Annotated in this window: 17 protein-coding genes; all 17 read right to left on the bottom strand. The window is 52.4% G+C overall.

Annotation, left to right across the window (positions count from 1 at the left end):
• Nucleotides 1–3: 3 nt before the first annotated feature.
• The 17 genes from MKX64_RS19510 to MKX64_RS19430 all read right to left on the bottom strand — a co-directional run bounded on the left by MKX64_RS19510 (nucleotide 4) and on the right by MKX64_RS19430 (nucleotide 16,115).
• Nucleotides 4–312, bottom strand: coding sequence for a hypothetical protein (locus MKX64_RS19510; RefSeq protein WP_095265715.1), 309 nt, complete (start codon nucleotides 310–312; stop codon nucleotides 4–6).
• A gap of 75 nt (nucleotides 313–387) precedes the next feature.
• Nucleotides 388–1,797, bottom strand: coding sequence for a DUF342 domain-containing protein (locus MKX64_RS19505; RefSeq protein ID WP_095265716.1), 1,410 nt, complete (start codon nucleotides 1,795–1,797; stop codon nucleotides 388–390).
• Nucleotides 1,798–1,825: 28 nt separating this feature from the next.
• Nucleotides 1,826–2,614: a FliA/WhiG family RNA polymerase sigma factor gene (locus MKX64_RS19500; RefSeq protein WP_095265717.1), complete on the bottom strand. Its 789-nt coding sequence runs from the start codon at nucleotides 2,612–2,614 to the stop codon at nucleotides 1,826–1,828.
• Nucleotides 2,615–2,629: 15 nt separating this feature from the next.
• Nucleotides 2,630–3,043: a hypothetical protein gene (locus MKX64_RS19495; protein ID WP_341037093.1), complete on the bottom strand. Its 414-nt coding sequence runs from the start codon at nucleotides 3,041–3,043 to the stop codon at nucleotides 2,630–2,632.
• Between the two features lies 1 nt (nucleotide 3,044).
• On the bottom strand, nucleotides 3,045–3,542 hold the full coding sequence (locus tag MKX64_RS19490; RefSeq protein ID WP_095397844.1) for a chemotaxis protein CheD: 498 nt from the start codon (nucleotides 3,540–3,542) through the stop codon (nucleotides 3,045–3,047).
• Entirely contained in the window at nucleotides 3,535–4,161 is a 627-nt protein-coding gene (locus MKX64_RS19485) for a chemotaxis protein CheC (protein WP_095265720.1), read from the bottom strand. The genes MKX64_RS19490 and MKX64_RS19485 overlap by 8 nt, the downstream gene beginning before the upstream one ends.
• 2 nt (nucleotides 4,162–4,163) lie before the next feature.
• Nucleotides 4,164–4,625 carry a chemotaxis protein CheW gene (locus MKX64_RS19480; protein WP_095265721.1) on the bottom strand — a complete coding sequence of 154 codons (462 nt, stop codon included), beginning with the start codon at nucleotides 4,623–4,625 and terminating at the stop codon, nucleotides 4,164–4,166.
• Nucleotides 4,626–4,710: 85 nt separating this feature from the next.
• Nucleotides 4,711–6,819, bottom strand: a complete 2,109-nt coding sequence (locus MKX64_RS19475) for a chemotaxis protein CheA (protein WP_095265722.1) — start codon at nucleotides 6,817–6,819, stop codon at nucleotides 4,711–4,713.
• Between the two features lie 23 nt (nucleotides 6,820–6,842).
• Nucleotides 6,843–8,234 (bottom strand): protein-glutamate methylesterase/protein-glutamine glutaminase, encoded by a 1,392-nt coding sequence (gene cheB, locus MKX64_RS19470; protein ID WP_341037091.1) that lies wholly within the window; start codon nucleotides 8,232–8,234, stop codon nucleotides 6,843–6,845.
• 34 nt (nucleotides 8,235–8,268) lie between these two features.
• Entirely contained in the window at nucleotides 8,269–9,156 is an 888-nt protein-coding gene (locus MKX64_RS19465) for a MinD/ParA family protein (RefSeq protein WP_095265724.1), read from the bottom strand.
• Nucleotides 9,153–10,562, bottom strand: a complete 1,410-nt coding sequence (gene flhF / locus MKX64_RS19460) for a flagellar biosynthesis protein FlhF (protein ID WP_095265725.1) — start codon at nucleotides 10,560–10,562, stop codon at nucleotides 9,153–9,155. The genes MKX64_RS19465 and flhF overlap by 4 nt, the downstream gene beginning before the upstream one ends.
• A complete protein-coding gene (gene flhA / locus MKX64_RS19455; protein ID WP_095265726.1) occupies nucleotides 10,559–12,592 on the bottom strand; it encodes a flagellar biosynthesis protein FlhA in 2,034 nt (677 codons plus the stop codon). The genes flhF and flhA overlap by 4 nt, the downstream gene beginning before the upstream one ends.
• A gap of 24 nt (nucleotides 12,593–12,616) precedes the next feature.
• Nucleotides 12,617–13,711, bottom strand: a complete 1,095-nt coding sequence (flhB, locus tag MKX64_RS19450; RefSeq protein WP_095265727.1) for a flagellar biosynthesis protein FlhB — start codon at nucleotides 13,709–13,711, stop codon at nucleotides 12,617–12,619.
• Between the two features lie 26 nt (nucleotides 13,712–13,737).
• Nucleotides 13,738–14,523: a flagellar biosynthetic protein FliR gene (gene fliR, locus MKX64_RS19445; RefSeq protein WP_155618124.1), complete on the bottom strand. Its 786-nt coding sequence runs from the start codon at nucleotides 14,521–14,523 to the stop codon at nucleotides 13,738–13,740.
• An 11-nt stretch (nucleotides 14,524–14,534) separates the two neighbouring features.
• Nucleotides 14,535–14,804 carry a flagellar biosynthesis protein FliQ gene (fliQ, locus tag MKX64_RS19440; protein WP_095265729.1) on the bottom strand — a complete coding sequence of 90 codons (270 nt, stop codon included), beginning with the start codon at nucleotides 14,802–14,804 and terminating at the stop codon, nucleotides 14,535–14,537.
• A gap of 40 nt (nucleotides 14,805–14,844) precedes the next feature.
• Nucleotides 14,845–15,597, bottom strand: a complete 753-nt coding sequence (gene fliP / locus MKX64_RS19435; RefSeq protein ID WP_095265730.1) for a flagellar type III secretion system pore protein FliP — start codon at nucleotides 15,595–15,597, stop codon at nucleotides 14,845–14,847.
• On the bottom strand, nucleotides 15,594–16,115 hold the full coding sequence (locus MKX64_RS19430) for a flagellar biosynthetic protein FliO (protein ID WP_095265731.1): 522 nt from the start codon (nucleotides 16,113–16,115) through the stop codon (nucleotides 15,594–15,596). The genes fliP and MKX64_RS19430 overlap by 4 nt, the downstream gene beginning before the upstream one ends.
• Nucleotides 16,116–16,118 lie beyond the last annotated feature (3 nt).

Raw genomic sequence — 16,118 nt, 5'->3', positions numbered from 1 at the left:
AGTTTATAGCGTGACGTCAAAATTTCTCCCTTTATAAGGATGCTCCGCCGGCTTCTCCTGCTGCTCGCTGGAATCAGAAGCGTGCCGCTCCTGCTGCTCGCTGGACTGCCGGTTTCCGTCATCTCTTATCGCCGCTTCAGCGGATTCTGACACTTCTGTACTGCGCTGAGACTGGATGCGACTGTTTTTGATCTGCTCTCCGGCAAGCAGGCTCTGGTCGTTGTAGGGACGCTGCTGCAATTCATTGTGCATTTTACCCGCTTCATGGGTACGCGGTACTGCAATTTGCATTTCAACTGATTTCAAGCTCACAGGGAATCACCTCGTATCCTTGGAATAAGTTGCATCAGCATATGCCTGAACACATGGCACGATTGCTTAACAGCATTATATCAAAGGTACCATTGTAATATCACCTTCATTATAATAAAACGAAACACGTTGCGTCGGATCCTTAATAAATCGGGTATAACGTCCGATAACAATTTTAGAGCCGCTGTAGATCGTCTTGATCACATTCACTCTGGCCTTGCTCGTATCCTCAAGCATCTTTTCAATCTCAAGCATCCGATCCTTGATGCTCTCCTGCTCGGTGAGCGCGCTTTTGCGAGTCGCATTCAGCTTGATGCGCATCGCAAGCTTGTCCGGCGGAAGCTGCCCGGTCGAGGCCATCTGATTCAATAAATAAAGCGCTTTATCCGTTTTGTCCATGTTTTCCGTGATCTGCTTAAGCTGGCTTCTCAGCTCGGTAAGCTCATTTCGAAGATCAGGCAGTACCCCAACCTCGATGACGGTAGCCGTAGACATGCTGTTCCCGATCGTGCGCGCAATGACTTTCTCGCCGGCCTGCAGGACACCGCCCACAACCAGCCCTTTCGTCCCGACACATTCGATGTTCTCGGCTGCGCGAATATTCGAGTGCATAATGCTCTGGGATACCAATACATTAGCGCCCGCGATCACGTTCCCATCCTGAATGAAAGAGCTCTTCACATCCCGCCCCGCTTTAACGAAGCCTTTATTGTAGCCGATGATTCCGCCCGAAATGTCGATGGAACCGTCCGCTTCAAGCTCAGCGCCCTCCACAAAACCCGTGACGCGTATATCGCCTGCTGCCTTGATCCGAAAACCGGTTAATACGTTCCCGCGAATGACGACCGTACCAACAAAGTCAATATTTCCGATGCTGTAATCTACGTCACCGTTAATTTCATACACAGGAAACACATTGATTTTGCCGTTGCTCGTTTTGGTCACCAACCCGTCCAGCCCTGCGTACATCGCGCTGTTCTCCCCGTTGACAACCACGTTCTTGCCCACTCGGAAATGCGCCTCTTTGCCAGGCTTGCACGGAATCTCCTCGCCGGTGACGGCCGTGCCGGGTGTTCCGCTGGTCGGCGGAATTCGGGTTGCCAGAAGCTGTCCTTTCTTGACGTTGTTCAAGCGGATCACATCTTTATAGTCCACCTTGCCGTCTTCGCTTTCGCGCGGTTTGAGATGTTCTCCCTCTCCCAGATCCACCCTGTAATCGATCCTGCCATGCTCGCCGTTCTCCGGCTCCTTCCCAATGGCTACAGCTACTTTGGTGTACTGAAATTGCTCCCCATCGGTGGCGATCAAGCGCAGCGCCTCAGGCTGAAGCCCATACCGAATCTGATGACTGGCCAAAAATTGCTCCAATGCCTGTACAGAGCAGGTGAAGCTCTCTTCCCAATTTTTGAACTGCACATAAGCAGTCAGCTTGTCATCAGAGACCGTAACGCTTAAATAATGATCCAAATCATGCCCTGCAGACATCCAGGAACCCCCTTCATCAATGACGCGTTCAATCGGCTTGCATGAGCAAATCCCGATCCTTCTCAAGCGCGCCACGAAGTCTTAAAATCGCCTTGGAATGCAGCTGTGAAATTCGTGATGGAGATAAAGACATCACTTCAGCAATTTCACTGAGTGATAGATCTTCATAATATAACAAAGAAACGACAGTCCGCTCTTTCGGCGTCAGCTTGCCGATTCCTTTGATGAGCGCTTCACGCAAATAAAACTCATGTACTTTATGGTCCGGATTCTTGGCCTTCTCATCGACCAGAAGCGACATGCGCGTCTCTGACTCTTCCTCTCTGATCGGATCTTCAAGGGAAGTCAGCGTCATGACAGCCACCTCCTGCAGCATATGGCGGAACTCCTTCTCCGACACTTCCAAGTACTCGCTCATCTCCGAATCGCTGACACTGCGCAAATACTTCTGCTCCAGCTGCTGGTATGCCGTCTCTATTTTTTTTGCTTTTTCGCGTACAGAACGCGGGACCCAGTCCCCTTGGCGAAGCGAATCCAGAATCGCGCCCCGCACTCGCCAGGAGGCATAGGTTTCAAATTGCAATCCCCGTTTATAATCGAACTTTTCGATGGCATCAATCAAACCCATAACGCCATTGCTGGCCAAATCCCCCTTGGAGACATTTTTCGGAAGGCTGACGGCCAAACGGCTGGAAACATAGTCGACAATGTGCAGATGATATTCGATTAGTTTCTTTTTCGCTTCCTGATCCCCATTTTCCTTCCATGCAGCCCATAAATCTGCATGACTCAGATTCGAAGCTTTACGTTCGTCCAATTGCCTTCACCCTCCTTATTTTTCCGTCAGGGAACGAACAGCCTTTGCCAACTCCTCCGGATCTTTGGTGGAAACCAACTTCGGAGGGTCCAGCGGCTTAAATCCTTCTTGCCCCTTTCCGGATTCGGGTTTGAGAAGATCCATCAGCTCTTTGTCCTCCTCCGGTGTAGAAACATCGTACAAGTTCCCCCGGGCCTCATTCGTATCCGTCCCAGGCGCCGCGCTGCGCTGGTGTGCACCGCCAGGGTCGGGGTTCATAATAAATGAGAATACCCATCTTAGAACAAATGCCGCCAGAAACCATATTACAAATGCAAGCAACGCGCGATTCAAACTAGTGATCCACAGATTGTTCCGAGCAGAAAACATAAATGTCAACATAATGCCGGCAATGCCTAGCCATAGGTTCAATCGAAATTTTTGCATCATGTCACAGTTCCTTTATTCCCATTTGTACACTCCGTATCATAAACTTCCCTGTTGTACAATCCAGTTCAACCGTTCTTCCGTAATTCCCCCCCGTATCCTCCGCTACGATTGGAATACCCAGCATGGCGAGTCCTTCACGGCATGATTCTACATTCCGAGGACCGATCCGCATGCTGTCTCCCGCGCCGGCAAACGCAAACATCTGCGCGCCTCCGGCCATCTTGGCGATCATTCGCTGGGGTGATGCCCCCAGCTCTCTCATCTTGTTCAGCAGTATCGGAAGCGCCGTATCTGCATACTTGGCCAGGTTCAACTGCCCCTCTTTGGCGATGGCCGAGCTGGGCAGCATTACATGTGCCAATCCCCCGATTTTGGTCACCGGGTCATACAAAGTCAGCCCGACGCATGAGCCGAGTCCCATTGTTCTTAGAACACCATCCGGACCTGCGACGTTCAGATCCGCCATCCCCACATGTACAATGGTTTTCTGATCACTCATTCTCCAAAGGCACTCCCAGAGCTTCAAAGATTTTCGTAAATGAATCTGGATCAGGGATCAGAAAGAATTGCCCTTCTACCTCGTTATGTCCTTCAAGAAACGTCGTATTGATTAAGAGGGCATCGTCTCCCATTTCACCAAACTGAATCAATCCGTAGCTCAGAATCGCCCCTGCCATATCCATGGCCAGTCCGGGCACCGTCGGGGTCATCACAAGATTGGTGAAGTCTGCAAGGGACGACAGGTATGACCCAGCCAAAATATTGCCGATTTCACACAGTGCAGACTGCTCCATCTCGGAGAACATCCCGCCTTCTTCAACTTCAATGCCTGCAAGACGCTGCAGCAGGTTTTTTCCCGCCTCTGGGCTCATAATAAAAAACAGATTGCCCGGTGCCTCTCCCTCCACTCTTAAAAAAACTGCCAGCACCAGTTGTTCGGCCCCGCCGACACATTCGGCAATTCTCTCGAACGGGAGAAGCTGAACCATCGGCACAGCCATATCGATCGGCTTGTTAAGGAGATGAGACAGAGCCGTCGCTGCGTGACCTGCGCCGATGTTTCCTACTTCCTTCAGGACGTCCATCTTGACGTCCTTTCCATGTTTAAAGAGCTCCATCGCTATTCTTCCAAGCCTTCAAGCTGAATGATTTCGCTCTTGTTCAGAACCTCGGAGAGGTTCAACATGACCAGAAGGCGCTCCTCTCCTACCTTCGCCACACCTTGAAGGTATTTCGCTTTAATGCCGCCGACCACCTCTGGCGGGGAATCGATCTGGTCGGAGTTAATATCGATAACGTCGCTGGCCGAATCAACGATAAAGCCTACCTGCATCTCATTTACAGCAACAATGATAATTCGGGTCTGATCGGTTTCTTCAATCTCAGGCAGTCCAAAACGACCGCGCAGGTCGATAACCGGAATGACAACACCCCGAAGATTGATTACACCTTTTACAAATGAATAGGTTTTCGGAACCCGTGTAATAGGCATCATCCGCTCGATCGTCTGAACCTTGTCCACCTCGATGCCATATTCCTCGCTGCCAAGTCTAAAGACAATTACCTTGATTTCTTCTCCCATGATTGAAAACCTCCCCTAAAAATGTTTGCCTGTTGGTCCGCCGCTAGCTGCCGGCAGCCGTATGTTTCGGGACTTTACAACGTCCTCATTTTATAAACGCGTTCGCGTCTATAATCAGAGCCACTTGTCCGTCGCCAAGGATGGTCGCGCCGGATACGCCTTGAATGGCCGGCAAGTATTTGCCGAGGTTTTTGATCACGATCTCGCTTTGGCCGATGAAATCGTCCACGGTCAGGGCGGCAAGGCGATCTCCCTTGCGAATGATCAGAATTTCCGTTTCTTCTTCTTGCTCCTCGTCGAAATCAGGAACTTCGAACACCTGGCTTAGTGAAATAATCGGTATGAGCGACTCGCGGAAGTGAATCATCCGGCTTCCGTGTACATTCTTGATCTGATTGCGCTTGATCGCGGAGGTTTCCACGATGGAAGACAGCGGGATTGCATATTTCTCCGAGCCCATCTTGATCAGCATGGCACCGATGATCGACAGCGTAAGCGGCAGCTGAACCGAGAAGTTCGTGCCTTTACCCGGCGTGGAGTAGATGGTGACATTGCCTCCGAGAGAGACGATCTTCGATTTAACAACATCCAGTCCTACGCCGCGGCCGGATACGTCCGATATTTTCTCTGCAGTACTGAAGCCTGGCGCGAACAGGAGCTGATGCACCTCTTCATCCGACATCGCATCGGCTTCGGCCTGAGTGACAATGCCTTTCTTAAGTGCATTGCCCAGTACCTTTTCCCGGATGATGCCTCTTCCGTCATCTTCGATTTCAATGAACACGTTATTGCCGCTGTGGAAGGCACGAAGCTGAACGGTTCCCGTTTCCGGCTTGCCAGCAGCGATCCGATCTGCCACCGGCTCAACCCCATGATCGGCAGAGTTCCGGAGCAGATGGACGAGCGGATCTCCAATCTCATCGATCACCGTGCGATCAAGCTCCGTATCAGCGCCCGTGATGACAAGATCGATCTTCTTGTCGAGCGTCTTGGCCAAATCACGCACCATTCTCGGGAAGCGGTTGAACACGGTGTCCACCGGCACCATCCGCAGCTTCAGTACGATGTTCTGCAGATCACTGCTGACCCGGCTCATATGTTCGACCGTATCGGTCAAGGCTTGATTGTTGGTCTCGCTGGCAAGCTGCTCGAGCCGGACGCGGTCGATCAGCAGCTCGCTGAACAGATTCATCAGCACATCCAGCCGTTCGATATCCACCCGGATCGTCCGGGACGGATTAGCAGCGGCGCCTCCGCTTCGGGCCGGCGCTTTGGCTGCAGATGCTGCCGTATCGCCGCTCTTGCCGGATGACGGGGCTGCGGCCGGTGCGCTTGGCGTACTGCTTGGGGCCGGTGCAGCAGTCGGCGCAGCTGTGGCAGCCGTTTCCGCAACAGAAGCGCTTGCCTGTGCCATCTGCTGCAACGATTCATGATCCAGCGCGGTTACCGTCACGCTCTCGATTTCGGACACACCCTGGATTTGTCCTTCGATATCCTGCGCGTCTTTTTGTGTTATGTAATATAAGGAGAAAATACGTTCAAAATCGCCTTGCTCGATCTCCTGAACCGCCGGATGGGACTTCACAACCTCGCCGGACCGCTCCAACAGCTCGAACACCATGTAGGCGCGAACGGCTTTCAGCTGACAGTCCTCTCGAAGCGTTACCTGTATGTAGAGGACCTTGTGTCCCTCCGAGATCGACTGATCCAGAACCGAGTATTGAAACTCATCCAGTTCAATGCCGGCATGAACGGCCGATCCGCCCGAAGCCCCTGCGGCAACTTCAGCTTGTGCAGAAGCCGCTGCCGGCCCTTCCCCGCGCACGATTGCCTGCAGGGAAGCGACGATGGAACTGACATCCGCCTTGCCTTCTCCTCCCTGCATAATATCCTGCACCATGGATTCAAGTGCGTCCAAGCTTTTGAAGAGTGTGTCGAAGATAAAATCCTGCATTTTCAGTTTCTCGTTGCGAACCAAATCCAGCACGTTTTCCATCTGGTGGGTCAGCGAGGCCAGGTCTTCAAAGCCCATCGTTGCTGCCATCCCTTTTAACGTGTGCGCCGACCGGAAAATAATTTGCACAATGCCCAGGTCGTCCGGATTGCTTTCCAATTGAAGCATGTTTTCATTTAATGATTGCAGATGATCATTTGACTCATCAATAAACATCGTCAAGTATTGATTCATGTCCATTGAGAGACACCTCCTCCGTAAGTTCACTTTCCGTTATTTACTGCTTGAACCAGCCTTGGTGCAATTTCATGCAGCGGAAGAATGTGAGTCACACATCCCAGCTCAACGGCCGAGCGCGGCATTCCGTATACGACACAGGTCTCCTCGCTCTCCGCAAAGGTTGAAGTAACCCCAGCGTCATACAGTTTTTTCATCATCTTCGCCCCGTCGCTCCCCATGCCGGTCATCAGGACCAGATGTCGCTTCAGGGAAGTTAACGGCATCAGCGATTCGAACATGACATCGACCGACGGACGGTGTCCGCTTCGCGGCGCATCATCCGTTGTCTTGATTCCCAGCTGACCGCTTGGCAGCTGTTCCACCAGGATGTGGCTTCCGCCCGGGGCGATATAGGCATGTCCTGCCTGAAGCGGCATGCCATACTCTGCCTCCACCACCTGCACGCTGCTGAATGAATTCAGGCGCTGGGCAAGCGATCTGGTGAATTTGGGCGGCATATGTTGAACGATGACAATCGGTGCAGGAAAGTCACCGGGAATTTTCTCCAGGAACGTCTTCAAGGCCCGAGGACCTCCTGTCGAGCAGCCGATGGCAACCAGGCTGGAGAAATCCGAAGCCGCTGCCGCAGCAGAAGCCGGCTTCTGCATGTCCGGGCGTCCGGCATCCGGAATGCCGCGCTGCTCTTGAACTGCAGGCTTGCTGCTCTCAAGAGTCCTTCTGACTTCAATCGGCTGGGATGCCGGAAGTTTTTGCACCCGCTTTTTGAACTCTTTCGGCTCCGGCAGCTTTTTCTCAGCCCTTTCAGGCTTCCCAGACCTTTCAGGCTTTGCCGCGCTGCTCGCTTTCGGCTTCGCCTGCTTCATACCGGATTGGCCTCCTGATGACAGATCAGAAGGCTTGGTCAATGGGAATGTCGTCTTAGCAGCAGGCGGTGCATGTTTAGCTTCCTTCGCGTCCGCACGGCCAGCCTCGGCCCGCAAACGCTCCTCTTCCTCCCACTGCGCTCTCCTTGCCTTCGCCTGCATGGCAACATGCAGCTGTTTCATCAGTTCCTGGCGAACCTGTTCAATATCCATCGCATTGGTGATCGAAGGCTTGCGTATAAAATCAAAAGCTCCGGATTCCAGAGCAAGAATCGTTTCCTTCATCCCCTGCTCGTTAATGCCGGATAACATAATGACCGGGCGCGGCCCTTCCTGCATCATGATCTTCAGCGCGTCCAGACCGTTCATCACCGGCATCTCGACGTCCAGCGTAATCACGTCGGGGTCCAATTCTTTCATTTGTTCAATAGCGTCTCGACCGTTAGTCGCTGTTCCGACCACCGTAAAGAGCTCATCCCGCTCGATAAGATCGGAAATAATCTTCCGCATAAATGCTGAATCATCTACAACAAGCACGCGAAAAGGGGTCATAAAGTCCTCCAGCTCCTGTCCTTCCAAATAAGAATCATTTTGAGCGCCTTAACCAACGGTGCATGAAACCTTTGATTCCCTTCGGAATCGCTGCCTCCTGTGGAGCGGGTGCGGCAATGTAGCGAAGAGCGATTCGCTGAATGTCGCGGGAAGCCTCACAACGGGGATGAGCGACGATAAATGGAACCTGTCGTTTGACCGATTGGACAACATGGGGATCATCCGTAACCTTGCCCAGCAGCTTAATATCCAGCTCCAGAAAGCGCTGTGCGGTTAGAATGATTTTATCAGAGGCTTCCTTCGCCTCGCCGTCATCTCCCGCACGATTAATGATCAGGCTGAACGGTACCGATGGTTCCGTCACATGCACAACCTTGATCAAGGCATAGGCATCGGTGATCGAGGTCGGCTCGGGCGTCGTCACTACGATGCATTGATCCGCAGAGGTGATAAATTTCATCGTCTCCTTGGACAGCCCTGCCCCGGTGTCAAAAATAATGTAGTCCATCCCGTCAGACACCGTCTCGATCTGAGTCATGAAATAGTGCAGCTCTTCCTCCGACAGCGAGAACATATTCGACATCCCCGATCCGCCGGCAATGAACGGCAGCTGCTGCGGTCCATATTGAATAATTTCCTCCATCCGCTTCTCCCTTTGGAGCAGATGATGAAGGTTGTAGGGAGAGGACACTCCCATCAGAACATCGATATTTGCCATGCCGATATCAGCGTCAAACACAAGAACTTTTTTTCCCAGAGCTTGAAGCGCAAGTGCAAAATTCAATGTGAAATTCGATTTGCCAACCCCGCCCTTGCCGCTGGTGACGGTAATGATCTTGGCCGTTCTTGCCGATGGATCCTGCAGCTCTTCTGTCCGCTGGGCGGAAACCAGCTGTCTCAGCGACTGAGCCTGATCCGTCATGACGCCATCTCTCCCAGCAGCAGCCTGCACAACAGTTCGCCATCCGGGATGATCAGATCGTCAGGCACGTTTTGACCATTGGTCATATAGGATAGGCTGAGATCGTACGAATCCAGCACGTTAAACAAAGATCCGTAGCTTCCGGTTTCATCCATTTTCGTGAAAATGACTTTGTCCAGCGCATACTTGGCGAAATGATCCGTGATCTCGATCATGTCCGAGCTTTTGGAGGTGAGACTGAGCACCAGATAGGTTTCGCTTTGAGCGGAGTGGGACAACAGGCTCTGGAGCTCGGACACCAGCAGCTCGTTGCGATAATTCCGGCCAGCGGTGTCCATCAGTATCAGATCGCAATCCTCCAGCCGCTGCATCGCCCGCTGCATTTCCCCCGGTGACTGCACAACCTCCATCGGCACATTCAGGATCGACGCGTAAGTACGCAGCTGTTCCACTGCGGATATCCGATACGTATCCGAGGTGATGAATCCTACCTTGCGATGAAACTTGAACAGCTGCTCGGCCGCAATTTTGGCAATCGTTGTCGTTTTCCCGACACCGGTAGGTCCCGCAATGTACACGATGCGCGTATCCTTCCGCACACCTCCCCCGAACCGGTCAGCGAGGAACGATGCCGCCTGCTGGCGTATAATGTCTTGCAGCTGCTGGTCGTCCAGATTTTTGCCGCTGGCATTCCAGGCATCGATCGCTGCATCCATCCATCTTTCCGCCAGCTTGGCGGATACCTCCTGCTTCAGCAGCTGATCGCGGATTCGCTGCATTGGCTCGGGCAGCTGTTGTGCCTCCAGGTTCTGCCGCGACAACTTGGCCATCCATTCTTTCATCTCACGCAGTTCCGCCAGCAAATTTTGTTCAGTGATGCTCAACTCGGAAGCTGCGCTCGGGCGCTTGTCATCCCTTGCTTCGGGAACCTTTCTCTCCTTGCCAATCCTAGAAGGCCCCGCTTCTTCAGCTACCCGCTGCCTCTCCTCCACAGAGGACGGATCCGGCTCCAGCTGGGCTGCCGCCGCTTGGTGGAGAGCCGACGCGAACCGTTCATACTCTTCATCACGCTTCGGAAGGCTCTCTTCCGGCGGCGCGGTGGCGATGGCTGCGCCTCCCTGCTGCTGTCCGGCATTTAAGCTGGCTGCCTTCTTATAAGCCTGGGGAACAGCCCCTCCAGCGACTGCGGACGCCGCCGGCCTCGGCTTGGAGGAGGAAACGGTTTTCTTCTTCTCCTCTTGTTCAGCCGCCGCAATGACCTCAATCTTTCGCCGGCTAAACATGCCGAGAAAACCGCCGACTTTGATATCCTTGGTGCTGAGAATTACCGCATCCGCCCCCAGATCGGTGCGGATATGCTGCATCGCTTCAGGCATCGTGTCCACGATATACCTTTTCACTCTCATAAGTTCACCACCCCGACGCTTTGAATTTCGACATTAGGCTCCAGTTCACTGTAGGACAAGACCGGGATATCCTGCATACCGCGCTCAATCACCTGCCGCAAATACATTCGGATCGCAGGAGATGCCAGGAGAATCGGCTGCTGTCCCATCTGTACAATTTTGTTCACCTGCTCGCCGAGCTTCTGGAAGATCGTCTGTGTCGATGACGGGTCCATGGCCAGATACGTTCCTTGATCGCTCTGCTGTACGCTCTCGGCAATCTTCTTCTCAAGCGCAGGCCCAACGGTAATGACCCGCATAACCTCGCCGTCCTGAGCATATTGCTGGGTGATCTGCCTTGACAAGGCCTGACGCACGTACTCGGTCAACACCTCCGGGTCTTTCGAATAGTGCCCGTAATCGGCCAGTGTCTCCAGAATCGTCACCATATCCCGGATCGATATTTTCTCGCGAAGCAGTTTAGCCAGCACCTTCTGAACATCGCCAATCGTCAGCACCGACGGGATCAGTTCGTCCACAAGCACCGGGTAGCTCTCCCTGATATTGTCGATAAGCGTCTTCGTTTCCTGCCGCCCGAGCAGCTCATGCGCATGCCGCTTGATCAGCTCGGTGAGATGGGTGGCAACGACAGACGGCGGATCTACAACCGTATAACCGGCCAAATCAGCCCGTTCCTTCATCGCTTCGTCAATCCATAGCGCCGGAAGGCCAAAGGCCGGCTCAGTCGTGTCGATGCCGGTCACGGAGTCATCATCATAACCGGGGCTCATCGCCAGATAATGATTCAGCAGCAGCTCGCCGCCGCCGACCGCATTGCCTTTGATTTTGATGACATATTCATTCGGCTTCAATTGGATGTTGTCGCGAATGCGTATGACCGGAACGACCAGGCCGAGTTCAAGTGCGCACTGCCTGCGGATCATGATGATCCGATCAAGCAAATCTCCACCCTGCTGGGCATCTGCCAGAGGAATGAGCCCGTAACCGAATTCGAACTCGATCGGGTCAACCTGCAGCAAATTGATGACACTTTCCGGACTGCGAACCTCCTCGATCTGCTGCTCTTCCTCCAACTGCTCCACCTCGACCTGCTTGCGTTCCAGTGAGTTCTGCATCGTTCGTGCCGCAATGAATAGAACGATGGCAATCGGCACTGTCGTCAACGGGCCAATCGGCGTGAACAGTCCCAGCAGCAGCACCGTGCCCCCAACGATGTAGAGCAGCTTAGGGTAAGATAAGAGCTGGCTGCTGAGATCCTCCGCCAGATTCCCGTCCGATGCCGCTCTTGTCACTATCAGACCCGCAGCAGTCGAGATCAGAAGGGCCGGAATCTGGCTGACCAGACCGTCCCCGATCGTCAGGATGGAATAGGTGCTCATCGCTTCAGCAAAGCTCATGCCGTGGATGGACATCCCGATAATAAAACCGCCGATCAGGTTGATCAGGAGGATGACAATCGAGGCGATCGCATCCCCTTTAACGAATTTGCTCGCACCGTCCATCGCCCCGTAGAAGTCGGCCTCGCGCTCGATTTTGCGCCGGCGCTCCCTCGCCTGCTGCTCGTTGATCAAACCTGCATTCAGGTCAGCGTCGATACTCATCTGTTTCCCTGGCATCGCATCGAGCGTAAATCTCGCTGCAACTTCAGCCACGCGCTCGGAGCCCTTCGTGATAACGATAAACTGCACGACAACCAGAATGAGGAAGACCACGAAACCGACGGCTATTTCTCCGTTGGCTATCCAGCTGCCGAAGGTAGCTACAACCTCGCCCGCTTTAGCCTCAGATAAAATCAGCTTGGTGGTCGAGATGTTAAGTGCCAGCCGGAACAGGGTTGTAATGAGCAGGAGCGATGGAAATATCGAGAAGTCCAGCGCTTCTTTTGTATTCATGGCTACCAGCAAAATGATCAGCGCCAGTGAGATGTTGATGATGAGCAGCACGTCCAGCAGCCATATCGGGATCGGGAGAATCATCATCATCACGATGCCAATGATACCCGCAAGGACAGATATATCTTTAATTTTCACTGCACTCGGCCTCCGGTCCCCTAGTTATTTCGCTTTACCTTTAAGTTTATATACATAGGCCAGCACTTCCGCTACGGCCTGGAACAGATCTCCGGGAATGGCTTCCCCAATTTCCGACCGCCCGTACAACGCTCGTGCCAGCGGCTTGTTTTCGATCGTCATGATGCCATGTTCCTTGGCAATTTCTTTAATTCGCAGAGCCATGTAGTCCTGGCCCTTGGCAATAATTTCTGGAGCTTCCATCGTGGCCCCATCGTATTTCAGAGCGACGGCAAAATGCGTCGGGTTCGTAATGACCACATCCGCATTCGGAACCTCTTGCATCATCCGCTGCAGAGCCATCCTCCGCTGGCGCTCCCTGATTTTGCTTTTAATTAACGGATCGCCTTCCATCTTCTTGTATTCATCTTTAATGTCTTGCTTGGACATTCGTATGTTTTTTTCGTAGTCATATCTCTGATACATATAATCCAGGAAAGCGAGCACGATCAGACCGACCGCAATTTTCAATCCCAGGTTTGTAGTTACACTAGCGGTAAAATGAAAAATTGTATCGGGGCTCATATTCGACAGCGCGGAGAGCTCCCCGCGAGCCGCCCATATCGTGCTGTACACCATGAAACCGATAATCGCGAGTTTGGTGATAGACTTCAGAAACTCCACCAGAGAACGCATGGAAAATATATTTTTAAAACCTTTGATCGGGTCCAGCTTGCTGAACTTCATTTTCAGCGGTTCGCCCGTCACGAGAACCCCGACCTGCAAATAGTTGACGAGCAGCGCAATAACAAAAACAGCTACAAAAATAGGAGCAAGAAGCAGCAAAATCTGAATCCCGTACTCCCCGAACATCGACATCACATTTTCAGGCGTTACGTTCATGGACAGCCGATTGATAAAAATGTCTGTAAAGAGCCGGACGGTCCGATCCTTCATGTATCCGCCAAAAACGAGCAAACAGAACATTCCGGCTAGCAGGACCGATGATCCGGACAGCTCCATACTTTTGGCTACCTGTCCTTTTTTCCGGGTATCCTGACGTTTTTTCGGCGTTGCTTTTTCGGTTTTCTCCCCGGCGAACAGCTGTAAATCCACCTGATATCTGTACTGGCTGGCCATCCGTTACACCTCCAACGTTAAGCCGTTTATGTCCGATCACCTAAGGTGTCAAGCAGATGCCTTAGCGACTCGAACAATTTACCGAAGAGAAAATCAAACAGGGCGGTTAATCCAGGCATCAGCAGCATAAGCAGAATTAATCCTACGATAATTTTCAACGCGATGCCGATCACAAACACGTTAAACTGCGGTGCCGTTTTGGCCAGAAAGCCAAGCCCGACGTCCGTCAGAAACAGCGCGGCCACCAGCGGTGCAGCCATCTGCAGCGCCAGGACGAAGGAGTATGCAAACGTGCGTATCAAAAATTCGGCCACACTGCCATCATGGATTTTGCTGAAAATCTCTCCTGTTACAGGGATCCAGTCATAGCTGTACATGATGGCGTCCAACAGATAGTGATGACCGTTCATGCTCAAGAAGACCAACAGCGCCAGCATGTACTTGAAATGGCCAATCAGCGGCGTAGACGCTCCTGTAAAAGGGTCGATCACATTCGCCATGCTGAAGCCGATCTGGATATCGATCAGCGCACCTGCGGTCTGAACTGCAGCCATCATCAGGTAAGTCGTAAATCCAAGCAGCAGCCCCACCAGCACTTCCTGCATAATGAGTATGACATATCCCATATCCTGCGGCACAACCGCGCCGATGCCAAAACTCAAATATACAATCAGCGAGATAATAGAGGACAAGCCGATCTTGTAGGAGGCCGGCACGCTAAGCGTAGAAAACACGGGCACAACTACAAAAAATGCAGTAATTCGACAAAAAATAAGCATAAATACAGGTACTACCTGCTGCAACCATTCCATGGACACTCAGCCTATCCGATATATTTGTGGAGATTGTCCAAAATGCCGTACGTAAAATCGACCATCGTAGTTAGGATCCAAGGACCGAACAGCAGCAGCGCCACAAGCACGACGATGATTTTCGGCACGAAGGCCAGCGTCTGTTCCTGAATCTGTGTTGTCGCTTGGAAAATACTGATCAACAGACCTGCTAACAGTGCCAGAACCAGCATCGGCGCACTTACTTGAAGAACGATATAAACAGCCTGACCTGCCAGACCGATAATAAATTCAGCACTCACGGCGAGTCCTCCTGTTCTGAAATACTTGCCGCTTGAATCTTTACGGGTTAAAACTCATCAGCATCGATTTGACGACAAGATACCATCCATCCACCAGTACAAAAAGCAAAATTTTAAACGGCAGTGATATCATGATCGGCGGCAGCATCATCATCCCCATCGCCATCAGAACGCTCGCTACGACGATGTCGATCACGAGGAACGGGATGAAGATCATGAAGCCCATCTGAAAGCCTGTCTTGAGCTCGCTGATTGCAAATGCCGGAATCAGCACATGCAGCGGCAGATCCTCGTACGTTTCCGGCTTCTCCGCCCCGGTATAGTTTATAAAGAGCAGCAGATCCTTCTCCCTCGTATGGGAGAACATGAATCTTTTGATCGGGTCCTGCGCCCTTTCCAATGCCTCGGTTTGCGTAATTTCCCCGCGCACATAGGGTTGAAGCGCCACTTCGTTCATCGAGGACAGCGTTGGCGCCATGACGAACAAGGTCAGAAACAGCGCCAGACCGATCAGCACCTGGTTAGGCGGCGTTTGCTGCGTTCCCAGTGAAGTCCGGACGAATCCAAGCACAATGACAATCCGGGTGAAGCTTGTCATCAATACAAGGATGGCCGGGGCAATGCTGAGTATCGTGATTAAGAGAATCAAGGATAACGCGCTTGTCCCCGGACTTTCCCCTTCATTGCCGATCTGAATGTCGATATTCGGAATCGGACTAGCCGAAGCCGCCTGAGTAAAGAGCAGGCCGATCAGCATAAAAACCGAGATAAGGTAAATGATCTTTTTATTCATGAATCCTTATGATCCTCCCGCAGCAATTCTTCGACCTTTTGCTTCCGGTTCGGGACGCTGCGCAGCTTGGACTCAAACACCTCATGAAACGAGGATGTCTGCTCCACATCATGATGCTCCTGCGGTTGCTCCTTGCGGAGCCTCGCCGCCAGTTTAGTAACAAATGGCGGCAGCACCCCTGCATGCAATCCGGAATCCTGCTCGAAGGCCGCCCGGATCCGCTCCACTTCATCGGGATCGGAGATCTTGTCCAGCAAGCTTACATCTTCTCCGACACCGACCAGATAGATGGTGCCGCTGATCTCAATCAGCTGGAGGGATTTGCCCGGGCCGAGTCCAACTGCACCGAGGGTACGAATGGAGCGGCCCTGCATCCAGCTCTGATTCTTCCGGTTCAGAAAGCGAATCAATATTACGATCAAAACGATGATGACGGCGAGCACAATAAAGACGTAAAACAACTGTAAATAATATTCGGCAGTGCTGCCTGTTCCTATTTCCTTCGAAGCTGCCATCATCTT

The organism is Paenibacillus sp. FSL M8-0334, assembly GCF_038000405.1.
In the GTDB taxonomy this organism is placed as follows: domain Bacteria; phylum Bacillota; class Bacilli; order Paenibacillales; family Paenibacillaceae; genus Paenibacillus_AQ; species Paenibacillus_AQ campinasensis.
Note: the sequence above shows the minus strand (reverse complement) of the source record. Positions and strands in the feature narration are given on the sequence as shown.